This is a genomic window from Anaerococcus faecalis (genome assembly GCF_013371425.1).
GTDB lineage: Bacteria > Bacillota > Clostridia > Tissierellales > Peptoniphilaceae > Anaerococcus > Anaerococcus porci.
Genome location: NZ_JABVBA010000007.1, coordinates 30,875 through 56,865 on the forward strand (window position 1 = coordinate 30,875; position 25,991 = coordinate 56,865).

At 30.2% G+C, this 25,991-nt stretch carries 23 protein-coding genes and 1 tRNA gene; 21 read left to right on the forward strand and 3 right to left on the reverse strand.

Annotated elements, in window-relative coordinates; all coding sequences use genetic code 11:
- Positions 1-97 precede the first annotated feature (97 nt).
- Genes HV819_RS07430 through HV819_RS07440 form a run of 3 tightly spaced genes read left to right on the forward strand, consistent with a single transcriptional unit; the run spans position 98 to position 3,767 of the window.
- Complete coding sequence (locus HV819_RS07430) at positions 98-1,420, forward strand: family 4 glycosyl hydrolase (protein ID WP_176269873.1); 1,323 nt, start codon at positions 98-100, stop codon at positions 1,418-1,420.
- 3 nt (positions 1,421-1,423) lie between these two features.
- Positions 1,424-2,179 carry a carbohydrate deacetylase gene (locus HV819_RS07435; RefSeq protein ID WP_176269874.1) on the forward strand — a complete coding sequence of 252 codons (756 nt, stop codon included), beginning with the start codon at positions 1,424-1,426 and terminating at the stop codon, positions 2,177-2,179.
- Between the two features lie 10 nt (positions 2,180-2,189).
- Entirely contained in the window at positions 2,190-3,767 is a 1,578-nt protein-coding gene (locus HV819_RS07440) for a PTS transporter subunit EIIC (protein ID WP_176269875.1), read from the forward strand.
- A gap of 176 nt (positions 3,768-3,943) precedes the next feature.
- Here the strand turns inward: HV819_RS07440 and HV819_RS07445 are convergent, their stop codons facing one another.
- The gene (locus tag HV819_RS07445) at positions 3,944-4,498 is read right to left on the reverse strand and encodes a DUF3783 domain-containing protein (RefSeq protein ID WP_176269876.1); all 555 of its coding nucleotides are present in this window, start codon (positions 4,496-4,498) and stop codon (positions 3,944-3,946) included.
- A 102-nt stretch (positions 4,499-4,600) separates the two neighbouring features.
- Between HV819_RS07445 and HV819_RS07450 the strand changes: the two genes are divergently transcribed.
- From HV819_RS07450 to HV819_RS07460, 3 genes are all read left to right on the forward strand, one after another.
- Positions 4,601-5,083, forward strand: a complete 483-nt coding sequence (locus HV819_RS07450) for a hypothetical protein (protein ID WP_154540727.1) — start codon at positions 4,601-4,603, stop codon at positions 5,081-5,083.
- A 139-nt stretch (positions 5,084-5,222) separates the two neighbouring features.
- A complete protein-coding gene (locus HV819_RS07455; protein WP_216629230.1) occupies positions 5,223-5,411 on the forward strand; it encodes a YvrJ family protein in 189 nt (62 codons plus the stop codon).
- Positions 5,411-6,106 (forward strand): peptidoglycan amidohydrolase family protein, encoded by a 696-nt coding sequence (locus tag HV819_RS07460; protein ID WP_176269877.1) that lies wholly within the window; start codon positions 5,411-5,413, stop codon positions 6,104-6,106. Before HV819_RS07455 ends, HV819_RS07460 begins: the two co-directional genes overlap by 1 nt.
- A gap of 51 nt (positions 6,107-6,157) precedes the next feature.
- Here HV819_RS07460 and HV819_RS07465 read toward each other — a convergent pair whose 3' ends face one another.
- Entirely contained in the window at positions 6,158-6,694 is a 537-nt protein-coding gene (locus HV819_RS07465; RefSeq protein ID WP_154540731.1) for a MarR family winged helix-turn-helix transcriptional regulator, read from the reverse strand.
- Between the two features lie 114 nt (positions 6,695-6,808).
- Positions 6,809-9,526 carry an ABC transporter ATP-binding protein/permease gene (locus tag HV819_RS07470; RefSeq protein ID WP_176269878.1) on the reverse strand — a complete coding sequence of 906 codons (2,718 nt, stop codon included), beginning with the start codon at positions 9,524-9,526 and terminating at the stop codon, positions 6,809-6,811.
- A 98-nt stretch (positions 9,527-9,624) separates the two neighbouring features.
- Here HV819_RS07470 and HV819_RS07475 point away from each other — a divergent pair, with 98 nt between their 5' ends.
- From HV819_RS07475 to HV819_RS07545, 15 genes are all read left to right on the forward strand, one after another.
- Entirely contained in the window at positions 9,625-10,638 is a 1,014-nt protein-coding gene (locus HV819_RS07475; protein WP_154540735.1) for a hypothetical protein, read from the forward strand.
- 34 nt (positions 10,639-10,672) lie between these two features.
- Complete coding sequence (locus HV819_RS07480; protein ID WP_154540737.1) at positions 10,673-11,833, forward strand: nucleotide sugar dehydrogenase; 1,161 nt, start codon at positions 10,673-10,675, stop codon at positions 11,831-11,833.
- A gap of 9 nt (positions 11,834-11,842) precedes the next feature.
- Positions 11,843-12,517, forward strand: a complete 675-nt coding sequence (locus tag HV819_RS07485) for a beta/alpha barrel domain-containing protein (protein ID WP_154540739.1) — start codon at positions 11,843-11,845, stop codon at positions 12,515-12,517.
- Positions 12,518-12,573: 56 nt separating this feature from the next.
- Entirely contained in the window at positions 12,574-13,527 is a 954-nt protein-coding gene (locus HV819_RS07490) for a P1 family peptidase (RefSeq protein WP_176269879.1), read from the forward strand.
- Positions 13,528-13,626: 99 nt separating this feature from the next.
- Positions 13,627-13,911: a 30S ribosomal protein S6 gene (gene rpsF, locus HV819_RS07495; RefSeq protein WP_154540743.1), complete on the forward strand. Its 285-nt coding sequence runs from the start codon at positions 13,627-13,629 to the stop codon at positions 13,909-13,911.
- 1 nt (position 13,912) lies between these two features.
- Positions 13,913-14,446: a single-stranded DNA-binding protein gene (locus HV819_RS07500; protein ID WP_154540745.1), complete on the forward strand. Its 534-nt coding sequence runs from the start codon at positions 13,913-13,915 to the stop codon at positions 14,444-14,446.
- 16 nt (positions 14,447-14,462) lie between these two features.
- On the forward strand, positions 14,463-14,687 hold the full coding sequence (gene rpsR, locus HV819_RS07505; RefSeq protein ID WP_154540747.1) for a 30S ribosomal protein S18: 225 nt from the start codon (positions 14,463-14,465) through the stop codon (positions 14,685-14,687).
- Between the two features lie 90 nt (positions 14,688-14,777).
- Positions 14,778-15,704, forward strand: coding sequence for a TIGR01212 family radical SAM protein (locus tag HV819_RS07510; protein WP_176269880.1), 927 nt, complete (start codon positions 14,778-14,780; stop codon positions 15,702-15,704).
- Positions 15,689-16,294: an isochorismatase family protein gene (locus tag HV819_RS07515; RefSeq protein ID WP_176269881.1), complete on the forward strand. Its 606-nt coding sequence runs from the start codon at positions 15,689-15,691 to the stop codon at positions 16,292-16,294. Before HV819_RS07510 ends, HV819_RS07515 begins: the two co-directional genes overlap by 16 nt.
- A 347-nt stretch (positions 16,295-16,641) precedes the next feature.
- Positions 16,642-20,910, forward strand: a complete 4,269-nt coding sequence (locus tag HV819_RS07520; protein WP_176269882.1) for a 2-hydroxyacyl-CoA dehydratase — start codon at positions 16,642-16,644, stop codon at positions 20,908-20,910.
- A 564-nt stretch (positions 20,911-21,474) separates the two neighbouring features.
- Positions 21,475-22,749 carry an O-acetylhomoserine aminocarboxypropyltransferase/cysteine synthase family protein gene (locus tag HV819_RS07525; RefSeq protein WP_176269883.1) on the forward strand — a complete coding sequence of 425 codons (1,275 nt, stop codon included), beginning with the start codon at positions 21,475-21,477 and terminating at the stop codon, positions 22,747-22,749.
- A 689-nt stretch (positions 22,750-23,438) separates the two neighbouring features.
- On the forward strand, positions 23,439-24,233 hold the full coding sequence (locus HV819_RS07530; RefSeq protein WP_154540757.1) for an ABC transporter substrate-binding protein: 795 nt from the start codon (positions 23,439-23,441) through the stop codon (positions 24,231-24,233).
- Positions 24,234-24,239: 6 nt separating this feature from the next.
- On the forward strand, positions 24,240-24,938 hold the full coding sequence (locus HV819_RS07535) for an amino acid ABC transporter permease (protein WP_154540759.1): 699 nt from the start codon (positions 24,240-24,242) through the stop codon (positions 24,936-24,938).
- Positions 24,931-25,650: an amino acid ABC transporter ATP-binding protein gene (locus HV819_RS07540; protein ID WP_154540761.1), complete on the forward strand. Its 720-nt coding sequence runs from the start codon at positions 24,931-24,933 to the stop codon at positions 25,648-25,650. Before HV819_RS07535 ends, HV819_RS07540 begins: the two co-directional genes overlap by 8 nt.
- A gap of 69 nt (positions 25,651-25,719) precedes the next feature.
- Positions 25,720-25,809: transfer RNA gene (locus tag HV819_RS07545), tRNA-Leu, on the forward strand.
- The last annotated feature ends 182 nt before the right edge of the window (positions 25,810-25,991 follow it).

Consider the following 25,991-nt stretch of genomic DNA (forward strand, 5'->3'; position numbering starts at 1 on the left):
AAATTATTTTTGGAAAATAATTTATTTTTTTCAATATAATTGAAAAATAAAATAAAATTTTATATATTATAAATATAAAATATTTAAAGGAGGTTTTATGAGTGTTGAAAAGAAAAAGATAAAAGTTACAATTGCAGGTGCAGGTAGTGGCTATACTCCAGGTATGGTGTTAACACTTTTAAAAAGTGATGAATTGGATGTAAATGAAATTAGATTATATGATAACGATTCCGAAAAGAATAAAGATATGGGAATCATAATTGATTTTATTATCAAAAATGGTGGTTATAGTGTTAAAATTCTAGTTACTGAAGATCCAAAAGTTGCTTTTGCTGGAATTGACTTTGTATTTTCACAAATTAGAGTTGGAAAAATAGAAATGAGAGAAAAAGATGAAAAAATTCCATTGAAGTATGGTCTAGTAGGACAAGAAACTTGCGGTCTTGGAGGCTTTTCATATGGAATGAGATCGATGAAAGGGTTTTCTGAACTTGTAGAATTAATTCAAATGTATGCTCCAAATGCATGGATATTAAATTATACTAATCCAGAAACAATTGTTGCAGAAACAGTAAGGAGAAAATTTCCTAAAGCAAAGATTATAAATGCTTGTGATATGACTATTGGCATTGAAGAGATTATATGTGATTCATTTGGATATGATAGAAAAAATTGGATTCAAGAATATTATGGTTTAAATCATTTTGGATGGTATAAATCAATTTATGATATATCTAAATCCAAAGACGTTATGCCTGAGATTATTGATAAGATAAAAGAAATAGGTTTTAATACTGAAGGATTAGATAAAAGTTGGGCTTTAACATATCAAAATATGAGAAAACTTGTAAAAGATTTTCCAGAAAATATCCCAAATAACTATCTTGAGTATTATTTATACTCAGAAATGATAGTTGAAGAGTCTGATATAAATTATACTAGAGCAAATCAAATTATGGATGGTAGATTAAAAAAGATTAAAGATACAGTAAAAGAGATAAAAAATAATCCTAATCTTGATAGTATAGATTATGAAAGTGACTCACATGGACAATATATTGTCGATATAGCTACATCACTATTATATAACAAAAATAATAGATTTATCTTAATTGTAGAAAATATGGGTGCAATTCCGAATTTAAGATTCGATGCTACTGTTGAAGTTCCTTGTTATGTAAATTCAAAGGGAATTGAGCCAATAAGACTAGGTTTTAATATACCTGATTTTCATAAGGGACTTATGGAAGCTCAAGTTGCTTCAGAAAAGCTATTGGTAGATGCACATTTTGAAAACTCATATCAAAAAGCTTTAGAGGCTTTTGCATTAAACCAAACAGTTCCTAACGCCTTGGTCGCTAAAAAGGTATTAGATGAATTTATTGAAGCAAATGGAGATTACTGGGTTGAATTGAGGTAGACTATGGGAAGACTTATTATTAATGCAGATGATTTTGGCTATGATAGGGGTGTTAATACTGGAATTATTGAAGCTTTTAATGAAGGTGTTGTAACGTCAACAACTTTGATGGCAACTATGCCTGGCTTTGATGAAGCTATAGAATTGGCAAAGAAGAATCCAAAATTAGGGATAGGGGTGCACTTGACTTTAACATGTGGATACTCAGTAGGTTGTAAATATAATACTATAATTGATAAAGAAAATAAATTTTTAAAGCTTTTATCATATGAAAATGAAGAGTTTGTAGAATCTTTAGATTTAAATGAAATATATGAAGAATGGAATCTACAAATAAATAAGATTATTAAAGCAGGAATAATTCCTAGTCATTTAGATAGTCACCATCATGTTAATTCAATTGGAAATATAAAGGATGTTTATTTAGACTTATCAAAAAAATATGACCTACCTGTAAGAAATAATTTCAGTTTACCTAAAGAAATAAAAACTACTGATAAATTAGTTGATTTTTTTGATAAAATTGGATCCAATAAAAAGATTTGGAGACATATGGATATTAATAATCTTATTAAAGATTGCTTGACATACGATTCAATCGAAGTAATGTGCCATCCAGCTTATGTTGATTATTTTTTGCTTAAAAACTCATCTTTTAATATTGGTAGAGTAAACACTTTAAATGAATTAAAAAATAAAGAAATTAAAAAAATCTTTAAGGAAAACAATATAAATTTAATTAATTTTAAAAATCTATAAAGAGGTTATTATGAAAGATAAAATATACAACTCAATGCAAAAATTCTCGAGAGCTATAATCCAGCCAGTTATGTTTATGGCAGTAGCGGGTATATTAATAGCTTTAGCAGCTTTACTTAGACTTGAATTTATGCCAAAATTCTTGATAACTGTAGGTGAATTCATAAATAATGTTGTAGTTGGTGGAATGATTGCTAACTTGTCTGTTATTTTTTGTGTTGGAATTGCTACTGCACTAGTTAAAGATAAAAAAGGAGATACTGCGACTATTGCAATAATATCATTTTTGATTTTCCTTTTTGCCAATAATTTCTGGCTAAATTATACTAACTCCATTATAGAACCAACAGATATCGGCCTTGCCGGTACTGGGCAAGCTAAAGTTTTAGGAGTTCAAGTAACAGATATGGGAGTATTTATAGGAATACTTTTAGGTTGCATAGTTGGTTATGTTGTTAATAAAACAAAGGATATAAAATATCACGAATACTTATCAATGTATGAAGGAACAAAAACATCATTTGTAGCAATGCTATTTGTTGCATCAACATTGGGAGTTCTTGTTACATATATTTGGCCATTTTTCAACACTTTACTTACAAAGCTAATGGTTTGGATATCAGATGCAGGTCCAGTTGGATTTTTTATTTATGGTATAGTTAATAGGTTAGCTTTACCATTTGGTTTACACCATTTACTATGGGTTCCAATGTCTTATTCACCTGTAGGTGGTAGTGCTGTTATTAATGGAACAACTTATTATGGAGCACAAAATATATGGTTTGCAGAACTTGCAAATATGAATAGTATTACAGAAATAGATCCATCAATAGGATCTTTAGTAAACTTTGGATATACAGCCATTCCACTAGGTATAGCATTTGCATTGGTTCATACAGCCAAAAAAGAAAATAAAGATCAAGTAAAAGCTTTAATGATACCCGCAGTTGCATCTTCAATGCTAGCTGGAATAACTGAACCAATTGAATTCATATTTCTATTTTCATCACCACTTCTTTGGATAGCACATACATTAGTATATGGATTTGGTATGTTTTTATCATTTATTTTAGGTTTAAGAGTTTTTGTTGGCAATATAATAGAAACAATTTTATATGTATTATCAGTACCAATGGATATGGGAAGACAATGGTTGATTCCAATAATATTTATAGTATTGACTTTACTAGAGTATACGATATTTGTTTTTATGATTAAAAAATTTAATTTAAATACAATAGGTAGGACTGAAATGCCAGATGAACAAAAAATAAATGAAGCCAAAGAAAAACGTGATAGAATGAAAGGAAAATCTAATAATAGTATTTCAAATAACATAGATGAAGATGATGCAAAAACGGCTTTAATAGTTGATGGATTGGGTGGTAAAGACAATATTAAGTATATAGAGAATTGTTTTACTAGATTAAGGATAGAATTAAAAGATCCAAATAAAGTAGATAGGGAAATATTAGATTTATATCCATCAAAAGGAATCTTACAGTCTGGAAATAATATTCAAATAGTTATTGGTTTAGGAGTAGAAGAAGTAAAAAATAAGGTAGTTAAAGAATTAGAAAAAGAATAATCAAAATAATAGATAATACGTTAATAAAGTGACTATTGCTGAAGATATAATATATAAAAAGACTAGAAAAGTTATGATATGTACCCTTTTTACTGAAAAATCAGTAAGGAGGGTACACTTAATATAAGGATATATGTTGATACACAAAACTTTTTACAAAACCGACCTTTTTCTTATTAAAGATTTTCAACCAATTCTTTAATCTTATCCCTATATTCTTTTGCAATTTCTACATCAAAGTCTTCGCCTGCTGTTTGGAAGTAGTGGTTTAGGTTTTTAACAAGCTTTGCTATTTCTATATTTTCTTCGCCTGTTTCTTCTTTTATTTTTTTGGCCTTTGTAAGGTAGGTATTTATTTCATTTACTATTTGCATAGTTACATGTTCATTATGATTTTCATTTAATAGATATCTTAAGGTCCAATTGATATTGCTTGGAGTTATACCTGCCTTATGCTCTATTACTACATTATTTGCCCTCATTTTATCTATAAAGTCAAATAAGTCTTCTTGTTCAAAGTCTTTGAAAAAAGCAAAGGTAAAGTCGTAGTCTTTTACATAGTCTGACTTGGTGTTGTTATTTTCAAATCCTTCGATTTCTGCTAGATATCCCATTTTTTGGTCTAAGTCTCGCATACCTATATGTTTTAATTTAATATTTTCTTTTGTTGTTAATATTCTTAATTTTTCTTTTTCTATATCATTAGCGTTAAATAATACTATTAAAGCCATATTCTCTCCTTTTTTGCATAGTATTAATAGTATACCCAAAAATGCATTTTACTCAATTAAATTGGGTATAATATAATAATAAGGAAATTAAGGGAGATTGATATGAAGGATTATAATTACACAAATGAAAGAATTAGGGAAATAGATAGACTTATTGATAAAACAAGATATGCCTTGGGAGTTTTAAATAGGTCTACAAAAAGAGTTGGAAATGTAGCTGATTTCAAGCTTACAGCTTTACTGGGCAGAAACATTGTTGGAGATTTTTTGAGAAATAACAAAAATAATGCCATAAATAATGCTATAGACAGGAGTCAGGATATTTTATTAAATCTCCATTCAGATTTATTGCTTTTTGACCCAAGGCTTGCAGATATTATTGACCTACCTTACAAGCTTAGTCAATATAGTTCAACAAGAAATGCCTTATCAGATATTAAACTTAGGATAGGTATGAGAAAGAAAAAGTTTGATATACAAATGGCAGAAAAAAAGCTCCTTACCCTTATCAAAAGACTTTCTAAAGAAAAGAGTAAGGAAATTAATAGACTTAAGATGGAAGCTGAGCTTGAACTCTACAAATAAATATAAATTTGGGACATTATCACCTTTTTACTTATCTATAAGTAGGAGGTGATTTTTTATGACAAAGATTGAAGTAATCTATGTATCTGATGATGAAAATGATAAATAGACTTTAAGAAAGGAGGATTAACCTACTTTGATGCAGAGTCTATCAGATATAACAAATGAAGTGGTTAAAATTTATATGGATATAGTTGAAATTATTACTAATCTTGGTTTTCCAATTGTTGTATCTTTAATTCTTATCACAAGTCTTGATAAGAAGGTCGATTGTTTGATTGTAAAAGTAAATGAACTTATTGCAAAAATCGATAAGAAGGAGAAGTAATGGCAAGCGTTGAAAAAATGATATCCTATGCTATAAGTAAATGGCATAAGGTAGGATATTCTATGGGACCTAAAAGGCTAGGTCCCGACTTTCTAGACTGTTCTTCTTTTGTGTATTATGCTCTTATAGCTGGTGGCTTCTTAGCTAAAAATCATCCTATAGGAAATACAGAGACACTCTTTAAATTAAATGGAACAGTCTTAGAGGAAGTTTATGATTATAAAAATGTAAGGCGAGGAGATATATTTATAAGAGGATATGAAGGATATTCTAGCGGTGCTTATGGTCATACTGGGATTTTCTTAGAAAAAGATAAGATAATTCATTGTAATGCATCTAATAATACGGTAACTATTAATGGATGTGATTCTTATATTTTATCATTTTTAAGAAGAAAGAGATCAGCTAATGAAAGGTATTTTAGGCCTGTTATAAGAGGAATTAATTTTTCTAAAGCCTTTAAGGTAAAAGATGAAAAATGGAGGGGGATATGTCAGGCTGATTGTAATGTAAGGGCTAAGCCATCTACTAGCTCTCAAATAGTTGCCCTTTATAAGAAGGGAGATGTTATTTATTATGATGAGGTTTGGGAAGGTGGTGGATATAGGTGGATTTCCTATATAGGATATTCTGGAAAAAGAAGGTTTGTCGCTTATAGGGATATGAATTTTAATTCTTGGATTTCATTTAAGTGATAAGAAAAGGGGGCTGTTGCAGAATAGATAATCTATTTTGCAATAACTCCTTTACTTTTTTTCAGATTTTCTTAGTAATTTTGTATAAGAGGCACATATATTGTCAAAGGCAACTAGTTCTTCTACACTATATTCTTTTAGAAGTTTTTTTCTTGTTTTAAGTATGTCTATGTTGTCATATTTTTTGTGAGCAAGAGCAAGTTTATCACCAATACTACTTGTATAAAGGTGGAAAATTTTACCATTTGTTTTAGAATTTTTCCTATAAACTAAGTCTTGTTTCATTAGTTTTCTTACAGTTTGAGATATGGCTGATGTGGATCTGTGCCAAGTCTTGGCAAGTTCAGTTACTGTTATTGATGGATTATCTGAAATTTGAGTTAAGATATGAACTTCTATCATAGTAAGTTCTGGTCCAAATCCATAATCTCTTCTAGTGTTGTAGTAGTTTGAAAAGGCAAGAACAAAGTCATACATAGGGTCAAGTAGTTTACTTAACTCTTTGTATTTTCTATCGGTGTCTTTTTTATTATCATCAAGTCTTACCCAATTATCTATTATTTCATTTTCATATATATCTTTTTTCATATTACTCTCCATATATTGTATAATACTTTTTTTAAAATCTTGTACAAGTCTTAATAGTTAAGTAGCTTAACAAAAATACACAAATAGAACTCAAGATTTCTCTTGAGCTTTATTTTATTCATTTGCTAGTGCTTCTACAGGATCTTTTCTAGCTGCAATTGATGAAGGGATAATACCTGCAATAAGGGTAAGTGATATTGAAATGATTATTAGCAATACTCCTATTTTGGATGGAAGTCTTGAACCTATATAGGATATTTTGGTTACATTTTGCATGATATTTGATATAGGTATATTTAATAAGTAAGTTATCAAAACTCCCAAAAGACCTGAAAGAAAACCTATTATAAAGGTCTCTGATAAGAATACTTTTCTTATATCAGATTTGCTAGCACCAATTGATCTTAGGATTCCTATTTCTTTAGTTCTTTCTAAAACTGATATATAGGTTATAATACCTATCATTATAGATGAAACAATTAGAGATACTCCAACAAAGGCTATTAGAACATAAGATATAGTATTTATAATTGTCCTAATACTTGAGGTAAGAAGTCCTACGAAGTCTACGTAGTTGATTTTATCTTCTAATTTTTTATCCTTGTTGTAATCATCTATTATATTTTTTACATTTTCACGATTTTCAAAGTTTTCTACATATATTTTTATGGTAGATGGGGCGGATTTTGATATATATCCAAAACTTTCTAGATTATTTGTGTAGGTATTCGAAGAAAGCTTTTCTTCATACAGTTTATCTAAGACCTTATCTTCTGGATTTTCTAAGAATAGATTTATAATATTCAAAGAATTTTCACTAGGATTTTCCATAGATATTTTTAGATTTTCATTAGATGACTTTTGCAAATTTTCCTTTAAGATATCTGAGTTGGCAAGAAGAAAGGATTGGATCTCAAGTTTTTCCTTGCCTTTTAGATTTTTAAGGTAAGACTTAGCAGCATCTCTTTTTTCCTTATCATTATTAGCCTTAAATGGGATTTTGTTTAAGATATTTATATCTTTATTAGACTCTTGTTCTTTGACTATGGCAGAGTTTTTGGCCCTATCTATAAGTATATCTGTAAACTTAGAAGTGAAACCTATTGGTGCATTTGTTTGACTATTTGTTTCGCTATCTTCCTTTGCTCTTGCTATACCTACTATTTTAAGGTCAAAACCATTTTCTATTGTCTTTTTTCTTTCGTTTTCATCATCTTTTATATTTTCATAAGTGTCTCCACTTTTCTTGTAAAAATCTGCAGGAATTAGGGCTTTGAATTTTAGACCAATAAGTTTTGATTTATTTAGTTTTTTATTATCAAGCTTAATTTTTTCACCATTATCAATCTTTTTTAATATATCCTTGTATTCTTTTTTAGGAAGAATTCCTAGTTCATACAAGCTTTCAGCATTTACTGAGTTATTTTTATCAGTGAATAAAACTAATTCATTTCCCTTGCTTGGCCAATCCCCTTCTATTAAATCATATTCTTCTTTTACTATGTCAGAGATAGTACCATCTTTGTTGGAGATTATTTGTCTGAAATTCTTGTGTTCTCCATTTCCCATAGTAAAAATTGGACTAGATTGACCAGTAAATATTACATTTTCATCATCTTTAAAGTCAGACCCATCTGTATTTACTATCTCACCATCCTTATCTTTACCATATATATCAAAATTAAGCTTATATAAGTAATTTATGGAGTGCTTTCCTATCAAATTATTTATTTTTTGATCTCCACTTTCTAAATATTCTTTGAAAGGAGATAGATTATTCTTACTTATAGATGAAGTGAGATTTGACTTTTTTTCTATAATTTCGGCATTTGCTGTCACATTTTTATCATCTTTTTTATTATTTGTTTCATCTTTTTTTGACATTATAAAACTTTCACCAAGCTTTAGGCTCTGTTCCTGAATTTCTATAGGGTAGGATTTTAAAGTTTTTCTTTGGCTTTCTACTATAAATTCATCGACTCCATTTGAAAGAGAAAGAATAAGGGCAATCCCTATAATCCCAATTGAGCCTGCAAAGGCTGTAAGTATAGTTCTTGTTTTTTTGGTAAGTAGGTTATTAAAAGACAGACCAAGTGCTGTTGGAAGGGATAAGGAAAGCTTTTTAGTTTTGAAATTATCCTGATTTTTTTCTTCCACATATGGGAGAGAGTCTGAAAGAATCTTCCCGTCTTTTAGCTTTACTATTCTTGTTGAATATTTCTCTGCCAAGTCTGGATTGTGGGTTACCATTATAACTAACTTATCTTTTGAAATTTTTTTTAAGATTTCCATAATTTCTTTTGATGTTTCAGTATCAAGGGCACCTGTAGGTTCATCTGCTAGGATTATGTCAGGATTATTTACAAGAGCACGTGCTATAGCAACCCTTTGCATTTGCCCTCCAGAAAGTTGAGCTGGTTTTTTATATATGTGATCTTTAAGTCCCATTTCTTCTAGAACTTTGATAGCTAAATCTTTTTTCTTATGTTTTTCTTCTCCTGAAAGAGTTAAGGCAAGTTCGACATTTTTAAGTATTGATTGGTGTCCTATAAGATTATAAGATTGAAAGACAAAACCAACAGACTTATTCCTATAGTAGTCCCGGTCCTTGTCTTTGAATTTTTTAGTTGACCTACCATCTATTAAAAGATCTCCTTGTGTGTAGCCCATAAGCCCACCAATAATATTTAATAGACTAGTTTTTCCACCACCTGAAGGTCCTAATATTGATACAAATTCATTTTTCCTAAAGCTGATGCTTATATCATCTAAGGCTTTTTGCTTATATTCACCAGTCTTATATATTTTGGTAATATTTTTTAATTCTAGCATATTATTCCTTTCTAATTATTTTTTGATATATACTTAGCTTAAATCATTTCAAGTTTTGAATAAAATAAATTTTTCAATATAATAATATAAGATGTACCATGAGAGATTTATTTTACAGGACCTATCCAAAAAAAGTTAATACTAAAGAAAATACAGGTTTTTTAGATATTTATGAACTTGATCAAAGATTTATTTTACTAAATATCCTACAAATTGGAAATATTCTTATAGAAGATGTCATTAATCCAAATGACTTATTTGATATATACCCGAATTTAGGAAATAGGGATGATTTTATTGATAAGATTAGAAATTGTAAGAAGCTTGGTATCTGTTCATATCTTAAATTTTCTAGAAAAGATTTTAAGGATGAAAATAGTCTTATTGAAGTCCTTTTTTATTGGAAGAAAAATGGAATTGGATGTTTTTTCTTAGACTTTACACCTTCATTTGATGTGGTTAGTATGCTAAAAAGATTAAAAATTTCTTTTATTAGTTTAGAAAATTTTGATATTTTCAATAAGTTTTCATCTGATTTTATAAAAGCATCTGATAAGAATATTTACTTAAAAAATTACATTCACAAGATAAATGAAGACTATGATGATAATTTTATTTCTTTAAATAAATCTAGATTTTGGATAAGTTCAAAAGTCCTTAATTTCTCAAATTTTTACATAGAATGTGCAAAAAGTTTAGCTATAATTAGTATACTAACTAAACAATCTTCTTTCATAAAGGAAGGGGAAGAACTTTTATTGTATAAGGATGGTTTAGATAAAGAGATAAGAAAGGATTTATTTGAATTTTATAAGAACCTATCTTTAATAAAATATGAATATAGTGATATAATTAAAGGCAAATACTTACCTTTATATAAAAAGGATAAGGACCTTTTGGCTTATCTTTTTTATGAGGATGGAGAGTGCTTGGTTATAATGATTAATCTAAGTCAAAAGGATATTTTAGTTGATACCTTAAATATTTTGACCAAGCCTAAGTTTTTACTTGGAAATATTTCAAGAAGAAGAATAGTTAATACTTTAAACCTAAGACCTTATGAAGGAATTGTTTTTGGGTGTAAAACGAAAATTCAAATTTTAAATAATTAATTAGATGGGTAAAATATTTTTATAGGAGAAAGATATGAAGATTACAGTAGTAGGTTTAGGATATGTTGGTTTATCCAATGCAATTTTATTATCCTTAAATGAAGAAGTTGTTGGAGTAGATGTTGATAAAGAGAAAGTTTCTATGATAAACAATAAGAAATCACCTCTTAAAGATAAGGAAATTATTGAATATCTTCAAAATGAAGATTTAAATCTTACTTGTAAGACCAAAGCTGATGAAGATTATAAGGACTCTGACTATGTAATTATAGCTGTTCCTACAAATTATGACGAAGAAGATGAGTACTTTGATACATCCCTTGTAGAAGGGGTTATAGAAGATGTAAAAAGCGTAAACAAAGACGTAATAATCATTATAAAATCAACTATTCCAATAGGATATACCAAAGAGATTAGCAAGAAGTATAATGCAGAAAATATAATATTTTCACCTGAGTTTTTGAGAGAAGGAAGAGCTCTTTATGATTGCTTATATCCTTCAAGAATTATCTTTGGTGGGGATGAAAAGTATACAAAAAATATTATTAAAGCCTACTTAAAGGCAAGTAAAAATGCTCCAAAAGTTTTAATTATGGGAAAAACTGAAGCAGAAGCTGTTAAGTTATTTGCCAATAATTATCTTGCTATGAGAATTTCATTCTTTAATGAATTAGATTCTTTTGCTGAAAGTAAAGGCCTTGATACAAGAAATATTATTGATGGAGTATGTGAGGATCCAAGGATAGGAAATCATTATAATAATCCATCCTTTGGCTATGGTGGATATTGTCTACCAAAAGATACCAAGCAACTTTATGCAAACTATAGAAATATTCCGAATTCCATGTTTGAAGCAATTATTAAGTCAAATAAGATAAGAAAAGATTTTGTATCTAGAAGAATAATAGATAAAAATCCGAAAACGGTTGGGATTTACAGACTAACTATGAAAACTAATTCTGATAACTTTAGAAAGTCAGCAATCTTTGATGTGATTGAAAATCTCAAAAAAGAAAATATCGAAATAATTGTATATGAACCTACTCTAAAAGTTGAAGAAATTGAAGGATTGAGGGTAGAAAATAACTTAGATGAGTTTAAAAAATGTGATGTAATTGTTGCTAATAGGGTTGAAGAAGAACTAAAAGATGTGAAAGATAAACTATATTCAAGAGATATTTACCAAAGAGACTAAGGAGAGCTTATGACTGAAAAAAAGAAAAAATTTATACCTCAAGTACACTCTAAACTAAGAAAATCTTTTATTACTGTTCCAGAAGAAATATATAGGGCAAGTGGAATTAAAATCTATGAAAAAAGAATAAAATCATTATTATTTACAACAGACCTTGCCATTATTAGAAATACAAACGCAGATTCCATTATGGCAGTTTACCCTTATACACCGCAAAACACTATAGCTCAATCCATAATATCAACAGCATCAGTACCATGCTTTATAGGAGTAGGTGGAGGAACAACTAAGGGCTTAAGAAGTAAGTATATTGCCTTTGATGCAGAGCTTGAGGGAGCCTATGGAGTTGTAGTTAATTCACCTATACCAAATAAAGATATAGAAGCTATATCAGAATTTGTAGATATACCTGTAATTGCTACAGTGACAGGTTTTAAGGATGATGTACTAGGTAAGATTAATTCTGGGGCTGAGATTTTAAATATCTCTGGTGGTCCAAAAACTCCTGAACTTGTGGCAAAAATCAGAAGTATTGTTGGTGAGGAATTTCCAATTATAGCTACTGGTGGCAATAAGCCAGAAACAATACTAAAAACCATAGAAGCTGGGGCTAATGCCATTTCATACACAGCTCCATCAAGTGCAGAAGTATTTGAGACAATGATGGAAAATTATAGAAAATAAGAACGAAAGACTGTTTAGAGGAAAATTTTAAACAGTCTTTTTATAAAGGAGAATTTATGTATAAGGGATATATTACTGATATAGAAGGTATAAAGATAGGGCATGCTCAAAATTTTGATGCAGGAACTGGAGTAACTGTTCTTATTCCTCCAAGAGGAAATACTGCAAGTGTAGAAGTAAGAGGAGGAGGTCCTGGAACACGTGAAACGGATTTATTAAATCCTATAAATACAGTAAGTGAAGTATCAGCTCTTGTCTTATCAGGAGGATCAAGCTATGGACTTTCTGCAAGCGTTGGAGTTGTAGAAGAGCTTGAAAAAGACGGGATAGGTTTTAAACTTCCAAGTGGAGTTATTGTTCCTATAGTTTCCCAAGCAATTTTATATGATTTAGACTATAAGGAATCAAAAATAAGACCAGATGCTAAAATGGGGAAAGAAGCTTACGAAAACGCAAACTTTGATGAAAATCGCCAAGGAATAATTGGTGCTGGTACAGGAGCGACTGTTGGAAAGGCAATGGGAGAAGACTTTCTTATGAAATCAGGTCTTGGATCTGGAACAATTGAAGTAGGGGATTTAAAGGTATCTGCTATAGTTGCCTTAAATGCTATGGGGGACATTTTCGATGATGAAAATGGTAAGCAAATTGCAGGAATTTATAAGGATAATAAATTTATACCAACTATAGATGTCTTATGTGATTTATATAAGAAAAATCAAATTGATAAGAAAAATTCCCTAAATACAACGATAGGTATAGTTGCTTCAAATGGGAAATTTAGCAAAACTGAGCTAAGAAAAATTGCAGGTATGGCTCATAATGGATACGCCAGGGCTATAAGACCAGTCCATACTATGCTTGATGGAGATACAATTTTCTCCCTTGCTACAAACAAGGTAAAGGCAGATATAAACCTAGTAGGGGCCTTATCAGCTAAGGTGATGGCACGTGCTATTGCAAATGCAATATATTATTCTAAAATTGAAGATAGTGGAGAGTTTATTTAATAAAAATATTGACACAAAGTTGAATTTATAGTAACATAAATAAGAATTCTCTACTCCGACTTAAAGATCGGGGTCAAAGACCAAAGGGAGGTGAAAAAGATGAATAAGTATGAAGCAGTATTGATTTACAAACCAGAAGTTTCAGATGAAGAAAGAAATAAATCTCTTGAAATATTCAAAGGTATCATTAATGATAGTGGAGAAGTTGAATCTGTAGATGACTGGGGAAAAAGAAAACTTGCATACGAAATCAACTATATCAAAGAAGGATATTATTATATTGTTGATTTCAAAGCTAATGCTGACCACATCAAAGAATTTGAAAGAAGATTAAGAATATCAGATTTAATTCTTAGATTCATGGTAATCAGAAAAGAGGACTAAGATGAACAAAGTTTTTCTTATAGGAAGACTAACCAAAGACCCTGAGCTTAGGTATATCCAATCAGGTCAAGCGGTTGTTAGTTTTACCTTAGCAGTTGATAAAAGATTAAGTAGACAAAAAAAGCAAGAAATGGAATCTCAAAATCGTCCAACAGCTGATTTTCCAAGAATCACAGTATGGGGAATGCAAGCTGAGAATATATCAAAGTATCTTAGAAAAGGAAGTCAATGTGCTATAGATGGTAGGCTTGAAACAGGCTCTTACCAAGATAAAGATGGAAAGATGGTCTATACTACAGATGTAGTTGCAGACAATGTGGAATTCTTAGGTTCAAGATTAGATAATGCTGGAAATGGCCAAGCTTTTGGAAACATGAACCAAGATCAAGGTTATAGTAATTTTAACCAAGAAAGGTCTTACAATAATTCTAGTAATTTCCAACAAAATAACAACAATCAAAACATAAACGATGATGATGACTTTTTCGATGATGACTTTCAAGAAATTCAAGATGACGGAAGAATTCCTTTCTAAGTATTAGGAGGATAAAATGCGTAGAAATTTCAGACCAAGAAAGAAAGTCGACCCATTTGTCAAAGACCCTTCAAAAGTAATAGATTATAAGGATATTGAAACTCTAAAAAGATTTATCTCTGATAGAGGAAAGATCCTTCCAAGAAGAGTTACAGGACTAAATGCGAAACATCAAAGAGAAGTAACAAGAGCAATAAAAAGAGCTAGACAAGTAGCTTTATTGCCTTATGAAGAAAACTAAAATTAATCGATAAATAGAATAAATAATTTTCAATAAGCAAAGAAAGCACCTTATAGGTGTCTTTTTTTTATTTAAAAGTAAAATTATTTTATGGAGATAAATAAGAAAAGATATAGGGATTTTGATTCCTATTTTAAGAAGAAGTATAAGAAAAAGATAATAAAACTTCCTCTAGATGGTGGCTTTACTTGTCCAAATAGGGATGGTACTATTTCAGATAAGGGTTGTATTTATTGCTCTGAAAATGGGGCAGGCGATTTTACTAATAGGCTAGATGATATAGATAAGCAAATTGAATTCCAAATAAATAGGCTTAGAAAAAAAGATAGAGATGAGGGCTATATTGCCTTTTTTCAAAATTTTACGTCGACTTATGGGGATATTAATTATATAAGATATGTTTTTTATAAGGCGATTAATAATCCTAGTATTATGGGCCTTTCTATAGCAACTAGGGCAGACTGTTTAACAGATGAAGTACTTGAGTTATTGGATGATTTAAACAAGAAGACATTTTTAATAGTTGAATTAGGATTACAATCTGTAAATGAGGATACTATTTCTTTTATAAATAGAGGTTACAGCCACAGGGAATTTGATAAGGGGGTTTTAAAACTAAATAAGCTTAATATAAAAACTTTAGCTCATCTTATAATAGGTCTTCCTAAAGAAGATATAAATGATTATCTAAAGGATGTGGATTATATAAATAAGAGAGGATTTTGGGGACTTAAAATTCACAATCTTTATATAGAAGACGATACTTTAATATATGACTATTATAAAGAAAATGAGAATCTTTTTACGATGACAAAAGATGAGTTTACTGATTATATTATTGAGATCTTGGGTAAATTAAATCCTAGTATTGTCATACAAAGACTTACTGGAGATGGTAGATATGATAGGATAGTTTGGCCTATTTGGTCAAAAAATAAGGCGGCTGTTCTTTCAACTATAGACAAGAAATTAAAAGATATGAATTTAAAGCAGGGGGATTTATGGAAAGAGAATTAGGAAATTATTATGTAGAAGGATATAACTTTGATACAAAAACATATGATAGTAAGGAAAATACAATTTTACTTGTAGTAGACCTTCAAGAAAAGCTTATGCCAGCAATATACAAGTCTGATGAGATAGTTAAAAAAACTTCTGTACTTTTAAAAACTTTTGATATGTATGGTATTGATAAGATTGCTACAGAACAATATCCAAAGGGACTTGGAAAAAGTGTAGCAGACATAAAAAAATATTTGGATGATGACCATATATTTTCTAAGACAAGTTTTGATGCTATAACTGATGATGTTTTCTCATACCTTAAAGAAAAGAAGATTACAAACGTTGTGATAACAGGGGCTGAGAGTCATATATGTGTTTTTCAAACAGTAAGAAGACTTATTTTTGAAGGCTATAAGGTATTTGTAGTTGAGGATGCAGTTTCAAGTTTTAACCAAGATCAAAAAGAACTTGGTCTTAAACTAATTAGAGATATGGGAGCAAGTATAGTCAATACAGAACTTATAATGTTTGATCTAGCTAGTGATTCAAAAGATAAAAATTTCAAAGAAATTTCAAATCTAGTTAAAGAAATAAGAAAATAAAATGTTAAATAGGACTATTTCAGCTGTCAAGTCATCTGAAAAAGGTCCTATTTTTTATTTATATTTTTAAATGTTAATTTATAAATTATGCTTGATATCAGACTTTGTTTTTAATATCATATAGGGATAGAAGTTTCAAATAAAAGTTTCAATCTGCAAAAAATTCCAGTATTTTTATAAAAAATTGGAAATTTTTTCTTAAAAAAACTTATATTTTTTAATTGAAATAAATACGAGTGATTTACTTGTAATTAGCTAAAATTAGCATAGAATATATGATGGTACAAGTTTTTACTTGTGCTTTTATTGGTATAAATTACCTTTAATAATATAGGAAAGGAAAATGTATGAATTTACATATGGGACTTGATGTCGGCTCTACCACTGTAAAGATTGTTATAACTGATGATGATTTTAACACTCTTTACTCTGTGTATAGAAGGCATAAATCAGATGTTAAACAAACAGTAGCTACTGTCTTAAAAGAAGCTTATGAACAATTTAAGAATGATTTTGTAACTGTAAATGTAACAGGGTCAGGTGGAATGTTTGTGGAAAAATACTTGGGTATAGACTTTGTCCAAGAGGTCATCGCAGAAACCAAGGCCATAAAGAAATTTATTCCTGAAACTGATGTTGTAATAGAGTTAGGTGGAGAAGATTCTAAGATAACTTATCTAAAAGGATCTGTAGAACAAAGGATGAATTCAATTTGTGCAGGAGGTACTGGTGCTTTTATTGACCAAATGGCTGCCCTTCTTGATACAGATGCATCAGGACTTAATGATTTAAGTAAGGAATATAAAAAAATTTATCCTATAGCAAGCCGTTGTGGTGTATTTGCAAAAACTGATATCCAAGCTTTGATGAATCAAGGTGCTTCTAGGGAAGATATAGCAATCTCAGTTTTCCAATCAGTAGTAAACCAAACTATATCAAATCTTGCCTGTGGTAGACCTATAAAGGGAAATGTAACATTTCTAGGAGGACCACTCCATTTTTTAAAGGCTCTAAGAGATAGATTTATTGAAACTTTGGGAGAAGAAGAAAATACATTTTTTACTCCAGTAGATGCTCAACTTTATGTAGCAAAGGGTGCTGCTATAATGAGTGCAGAAGAAAACGAGCCAATCTCATATAAATCACTTATAAAAAGTCTTGAGGAAGATAAAGATATAGATATGGAAATGACAAAAAGCTTGGATAGGCTTTTTAAAAGTGAAGATGAGTATGAAGAATTTAAGAAAGAACATAAGACAGATCTTGTAAAATATAGGAAAATAGAAGATTATGATGGGGAAATTTATCTTGGTATAGATGCTGGTTCTACTACTTCAAAGCTTGTAATGATTTCGGAAGATAATGAAATTCTTCATGATGATTATCAAATGAATTTAGGAAGACCTCTTGAAGTTGTAATAGGCATGCTTAAAAAGGCTTATAAGAAGATGAGTAATAAGGCCAAGATTGTATCAAGTGGAATATGTGGCTATGGAGAAGAATTTATAAGGAATGCTCTTCACATAGATAATGGTGAGGTTGAAACTATAGCCCACTACTCTGCAGCTAAATTCTTTAATCCAGAGGTGGACTTTATATTAGATATTGGTGGACAAGATATGAAAGCTATGCACATAAGAGATGGGATAATTGATTCTATCCAATTAAATGAATCATGTTCATCAGGTTGTGGTTCATTTCTTTCAACCTTTGCTGCAAGTGTAGGTCTTTCTGTAGAAGAGTTTCAAAAAAAGGCACTTTTTGCTAAGAAACCTGCAGATCTTGGCTCAAGATGCACTGTATTCATGAACTCTAAAGTAAAACAAGCCCAAAAGGAAGGCTCAGAAGTTTCTGATATAGCAGCTGGTCTTTGTTATTCAGTTATTAAAAATGCTATTCAAAAAGTAATAAAAGTAAGAGATCCCAAATCTTTAGGAAAAAATATAGTTGTACAAGGTGGAACATTTTACGGAGATGCAATCCTTAGGGCCTTTGAGAAATTATCAACTCGCAAAGTTACCCGTCCTGAAATATCTGGACTTATGGGAGCCATGGGTATGGCACTTTTATCTAAGGAAAAATCAACTGGCCACTCTAAGATTTTATCTCTTGAGGAGATAGATAACTTCACTTACACCCAAAAATCAGCAAGGTGTGGTAGGTGTACTAACAATTGTTCCCTACAAATAAACATATTTCCAGATGGTTCAAGATATATTACTGGCAATAGGTGTGAAAGAGGTGCTGGTGTAAAACAAGAAGAAACTTTAGCAGACCTTAATATGTATAAATTTAAGAATAAACTTCTATTTGATAGAAAAACATTGGGAGATAAAAATATACTAGGTAGGGTTGGTATACCAAGAGTTTTAAATATGTATGAAGATTATCCGTTTTGGCATGAGTTTTTTACATCTTTAGGTTTTGATGTAGTCTTATCAGATGAATCAACTAGGGAGATTTATGAAAAGGGTATAGCTACAATTTCATCAGAAACTGCCTGCTATCCTGCAAAGATTAGCCATGGTCATATAGAAAACTTAATTGAAAAAGACCTTGATATGATATTTTATCCTGCAGTATTTTATGAATATAAACAATTTGATAAAGCTCAAAATCACATGAATTGTCCAGTTGTTTCAGGTTATCCTGATCTTATTGAAAATAATGTAGATAACCTTTCAAAAACCAAATATATGGCTCCATACCTATCTTTTGAATCAGAAAAGATAATATCAGATAGGCTTGTAGAAATTTTTGAAGGATATGAACACAATGTATATAAATTAACTAGAAAGCAAATTATAAATGCAGTTAAAAATGCTTGGGCTAAAGAAGGTCAATACCATGAAGATATAAGAAAAAAAGGAAGAGAAATTCTTGAATATGTCCATTTAAATAATGAAAAGGCCATAGTTCTTGCAGGACGTCCATATCATATAGACCCTGAGATAAATCATGGTATACCAGAGCTTATAGAATCTATGAGAATACCTGTTTTATCAGAAGATGCTATAGCATATTCGATAGAAGATTTAAAATATGAAACAAGGGTTCTTGACCAATGGTCCTACCATGCAAGATTATATAGGGCTGCTGAATTTGTAGCAAATGACCCATGTCTTCAATTAGTTCAACTAAACTCTTTTGGTTGTGGACTTGATGCCGTAACAACTGATCAAGTTCAAGAAATACTTGAATCAAGGGGAAAGATTTATACCCTTCTTAAAATAGATGAGGTATCAAATTTAGGAGCTGTAAAGATTAGGATAAGATCTTTAGTCCAAGCTCTTGAACAACAAAAGGGACGTGAAGATTTAAAAGAAAATTTAGATGATGATATTAAACTTTATGAAAGTCATGAATTCACCAAAGAGATGAAAAATGATGGATATACCATTCTTGCTCCACAAATGGCAAGAGAGCACTTTGAAATTATGGAAAGTCTTTTAAATGGGTATGGATATAATATAGAATTTTTGGATAAGGTTGACAGTAATGTCATTGATAATGGCCTAAAATATGTAAATAATGATTCATGTTATCCTTCAATAACTGTAGTAGGTCAATTTATGGAAGCTATAAAATCAGGAAGATATGATACAGATAAGCTTGCTCTTTTAATGACTCAAACAGGTGGAGCTTGTCGAGCATCAAATTATGTGGGTTATATTAGAAAAGCCTTAAAAGATGCTGGTTATCCACAAATTCCTGTAATTGCCCTATCAGCCCAAGGTATAGAATCTCACTCAGGTTTTGATCTTAAAAAAATATCCAGTATCCCTATGCTTATAAATATTGTAAGATCTCTTTTACTTGGAGATTTAATAAATAGGGTTTCAAATGCAACAAGACCTTATGAGAAGAATAAGGGTGAAGTAAATTCTCTTAAGCTAAGATGGATAGGTGAAGCTTGTGATAAGATATTTGGAATGAGTTCAAAGACTTATAAGAAAATGATCCAAGATATAGTTAATGACTTTGATGAAGTTGAAGTTTTAGATATAAAAAAACCAAAAGCTGGAATTGTTGGAGAAATTTTAGTTAAATACTTAGAAGAGGCAAACAACCATCTACAAGATACACTTGAAGATGAAGGAGCTCAGGTTATAGTTCCAGATTTAACAGATTTCTTAATGTATTGTCTTGCAAATACTGAGATAAAAAAAGACTTATATGGAAAGAGTCCACTTACAGCATTTTTTGGAAAGGCTGCGATAAATACAATTGAGTTTTATAGAAAGCCTATTAGAATAGCTCTTAAAAACTCAAAAAGATTTGAAGAACCAGTTTATATAAATGATGTAAAAGAATACGCAAAAGAGGTTACAAGTCTTGGAAATCAAGCAGGTGAGGGATGGCTTCTTGCAGGTGAAATGGTTGAGTTAATTCACCAAGATGCACCAAATATAGTATGTATTCAACCTTTTGGCTGTCTTCCAAACCATATTACAGGTAAAGGAGTTATGAAAAAAATAAGAGAAATCTATCCAAAAGCAAATATAGTAGCCATAGACTATGATCCAGGTGCAAGTGAAGTTAATCAAATAAATAGGGTTAAGCTTATGATGAGTCAGGCTCGTGAGAATTTAAAAGAAGAAGGTGCAAAAGTATAATATTATAAAAGACTAGTAGAATTGACTATCAGCAAAACTAAGGTAGTTAATAAGTAAGATAATCTCATTATTATCTTTAAAATATCAAAGTTATCATTAATCTAGCCTTTATTTAAAAATCTATGTTAGTCTTTTATTTTTGTAAAATTAAAAAATTAAAAATTGTACCTATATTAATGTTTAGATTTCAATGCTTTAGTTTTCTATATAAAATATTTTAAAAGACTATTGACAAATATTTTGAAAAATAATAGAATATATGCAAGTTAGAAAACTTAATTAGTTTAAAAACTTTACAAAAAGAAGAGTACTAAGAAAAACTGATTACAGAGAGCTTCGATTGGTGAAAGAAGTAGATGTGATTTTTAGGAAGATGGTCTTTTTTTAGGAAGTATCGATATTGAGATTCTTCCGGGTGCTCCCGTTATAGGGCTAGAGTATGCTAGTACTTGATGAGTTCATATGCGTGAGCATATGAAGAATAAAGGTGGTAACACGAGTCTTCGTCCTTTTTAGGAGAAGGCTCTTTTTTGTTATCTATGATAAAATTAAGGAGAAATAATAATGACTAAAGAAAAATTCACGAAAATTGATACACTTTGTGCACAAGCAGGTTATAATCCACAAAATGGAGAAAGTAGAATTCCTCCAATAGTTCAATCAACAACATTTAAATATGATAGTACTGACACAGTTGCAAAATTGTTTGACTTAGAAGAGTCAGGATTTTTCTACACAAGACTAGGTAATCCGACAAATGATGCCCTAGAGAAAAAAATAGCTGCTTTAGATGGTGGCATAGCAGCAGTAAGTACATCTAGTGGTCAATCTGCAAACCTACTTGCAGTACTAAATATAGCGAGAAGTGGAGACAATATAGTAGCTATAAACAATATATATGGTGGAACTTTTAATCTTTTAGCAACTACAATTAAAAACTTTGGTATTGAAACAAAGTTTGTAAATTCAAATGACCTAGAAGAATTAGAAAAAAATATAGATAAAAATACAAAATTGATTTTTGGAGAAACTCTATCTAATCCAAGAGCGGATGTAATTGATATAGAAGCTTATGCAAAAATTGCTCATAAAAATAATATCCCCCTTATACTTGATAATTCACTTGCAACACCAGCTCTTGTAAAACCAATAGACTTTGGTTGTGATATAGTAACCTACTCATCATCAAAATACTTAGACGGTCATGCAGCGGCCATGGGTGGAATTATAGTAGATAGTGGAAAGTTTGATTGGACTAAGGGAAATTTCCCTTACCTAAATGAGGCTGACGAGTCTTACCATGGTTTAATATATACCAAACATTTTGGAAATGTTGCTTATGCTGCAAGAATTAGAACAGTGGGACTTAGGGACCTAGGAGCAATACTATCTCCTTTCAATGCTTATTTGACATATCTTGGACTTGATACGCTTTCATTAAGACTCAAAAAGACAAGTGATAATGCCTTAGAAGTTGCAAAATTTTTAGAAGAATCTAATAAGGTAGAGAGTGTAAACTATGCCTACCTTCCATCAAGTAAGGACTATGAACTTTCACAAAAATACCTTAATGGTGGTGGAGGAGTTATTTCTTTTGAAATAAAGGGAGGGCGTGAAAAGGCTAAGAAGTTTATAGAAAACTTAGAACTTTTAACCTTATGTGTCCATGTATCAGATGTAAGATCATATGCCCTCCATCCTGCAAGCTCAACCCATAGACAATTATCGGATGAACAACTTAAAGAAGTAGGAATAAGTCCATCTCTTATAAGATTATCTATAGGGATAGAAGATATAGAAGACATATTAAAAGATATAGAAAATGCCCTTAATGCTTGATAGCTTGTGATAAAGTTTAGATGGTATAAGATTATTTAACAAGATAATACTTTTTAAAGAATTTGTAAAAAATGATAAAACAGCTCATCGCAAAAGACCATACAATATATTTATAACAAAACTAATTCTTCTATAATTAATAACAAAATAAATTAAAATATTCTTTGATATTATTATAGATCTTAGTTTGTTAGCTTTAAACTTTAATATAAAAAGTATTTGCTTTATAGTTTTATGAAAGTTAATTATTGTATATTTTAGTAAAAACTTGCAAGTATGTATGTAGAAAAATTTTTATAGTAGTTCACTTTAATTTTTTAATATCCTAAAATACTTATTTAAAAAAATAAAAAAATATTTGACAAATAAATTTTAAGGTTATATAATACATTACAAGTTAAAGCAATAAAAGCGTTGATGAGAAGAGTACATTTACTAAAGCTTAAAGCGAGTCCTGTAGAGTGTAAGAGGATAAGTGGAAGTCTATGGAAGAGAAACTTGGAGCTTATGGCCTAAGAAAAAAGCCATACGGGAACTCCCGATAAAGAGTTAGAGTATGTACGTACTTGATGAGGTCTATTTTGTGAAATATAGATGAAGATGGGTGGTATCACGAGTCCTTCGTCCCTTTGGGGTGAGGACTTTTTTATTTGCTTTAAACTGGAATATTAAAAAATAGGAGATATATTATGAAAAACTTGAAGAAATTAATATTAGTTGGATTAGCAATAACAGTATTTGCATCTTGTGGATCAAAAGATAAGGAAAGTGCTTCAAATGACGCAAGCACAGATAAAAAGAATACATCATTAGTTAGTGATGGTGTACTTGATTTAGGAACAAGCGCTGACTTTCCACCATACGAATTTTATGACGATAATAACAAAATTGTTGGAATTGATGCAGAAATAGCAGAAGCAGTTGGAAAAAAACTTGGAATGGAAGTCAAAATCCAAGATATGGAATTTGCAAATATAATTGCATCAATAGAATCAGGAAAACTTGATGGTGGTATATCTGGACTTTCTAAAACACCAGAGCGTGAGAAAAATGTAAACTTCTCAGATACTTATGCTAAGTCAGTTCAAAAAGTCTTGGTTAAAAAGGACTCAGGATATAAAAGCCCTGAAGATTTAAAAGGGAAGAAAATTGGTACCCAATTAGGAACAACTGGTGAAGCTGTTTCTAAGGATGAATATGGTGAAGAAAATGTTCAATCTTTTAATAAAAACTCTGATGCAGTAGTTGCCCTAAATAGTGGAAAAATAGATGCAGTGGTTCTTGATGAACAAACCGTGAAAAAATTCGCAGAAGCTAATGAAGGACTTGAAGTATTAGAAAAGTCTCTTGCAGATGATGAATATGCTATAGCATTGGATAAGAAAAATGATAAACTTCTTGAAGAAGTAAATAAGGCCATAAAAGAGCTTAAAGAAGATGGAACTATTGATAAGATTGTAAATAAATATATAGAAAGTAAGTAATAAAACATGATAGAAGCATTTCATAACAGCTTAATAAAGGATAGTAACTACAACTATCTACTTGATGGTCTAAAAACTACCCTTATTGTAACAATAGTATCCCTATTTTTTTCTTTAATAATAGGGATGCTCATTGCTATTGTAAAAGATTATGATAAGAATATAGACCCTAAAGATAAGTCCTTTAAAGCCATCTTTATAAAAATATTAGCTAGAATATTCAATATTTTTGTAACTATAGTAAGAGGAACACCATCAACTATACAACTTCTTATAGTATTTAATGTAATTTTGGTAAATGCTGAGTCACTTTTGCTTGTGGCGATAGTTACTTTTTCAATAAACTCAGCAGCTTATATGTCAGAAGTTTTTAGAGGTGGTATTAATTCAGTAGATAAAGGTGAAATAGAAGCAGCAAGAAGTTTAGGCTTATCTTATGATAAGACAATGAAGCTTGTAGTCATACCCCAAGCTTTTAAAAATGCATTACCTGCTTTAGGAAATGAAGTTATTACCTTATTTAAAGAAACATCAATTTCAGGATTTATTGGTCTAGTAGACCTTACTAGGGGAGCGGGAATAATTATATCAAGGACATTTTCTGCAGCAATACCTTATTTTGTAGCAGCCCTTATATATTTACTAATTGTACTAATTCTAGAGAAGATATTTAATAAGATAGAGGAGAATTTAGCCCATGCTTAAGGTAGAAAATCTAAGAAAGTCATTTAAAGACAAAGAGGTATTGAAAGGAATTAATTTAACAATTGATAAGGGGGATATACTTGCTATAATTGGACCTTCGGGTTCAGGTAAGTCAACTCTATTAAGAAGCTTAAATAAGCTTGAAGAAAAATCATCTGGAAATATTTACTTTCATGATAAAAATATAGATGACTTAAATATAAATAAGCTAAGAGAAGAAATAGGAATGGTATTTCAACAATTTAATCTTTTTTCAAATATGAATATAATGGATAATCTCTTAGCTGCTCCTCTTAATACAGGAAAGATGAATAGAGAAAATGCAGAAAAGAAGGCATTAGAGCTTTTAGAAAAAATAGGCTTATCTGACAAGAAGAAATCTTATCCAGATGAACTTTCAGGTGGTCAAAAACAAAGAGTTGCTATAATAAGAGCCCTTATGATGGAACCAGAATTAATGCTTTTTGATGAACCAACAAGTGCGCTCGATCCAGAAATGGTAAAGGATGTACTTGATCTTATGAAAGATTTGGCAGAAGAGGGGATGACTATGGCTATAGTTACACATGAGATGGAATTTGCCAAGGAAGTTTCAAATAAAATCATCATAATGGATGATGGTGAAATCGTAGAAAAAAGTAAAAATCCAAAAGAATTCTTCAATAATCCAAAAGAAGATAGGTCTAAGGAATTCTTATCAAAAGTCCTATAAAGGAGAGGAAAAAATCCTCTTTTTTATTTGACAAAATATAAGAATTATTGTATTATATAAAAGTAATTCGCAGGATTGGCGGAATTGGCAGACGCGCAAGACTAAGGATCTTGTGTCCGATTTTAGGACGTGGAAGTTCAAGTCTTCTATCCTGCACCATAGAAAAATTATACAAGGATATAAAAGGATATTGGCTGATATAAGCTGATATCCTTTTATATTTATTAATTTTATTGGATATAAAGGGATATAAAAGGATATAAAAAGACGTGTTTGTAGTTTTTTTGTAGTTACTTATGATTTATATATAAAAAGGACAGTTGTTGAAACTGTCCGTTTTT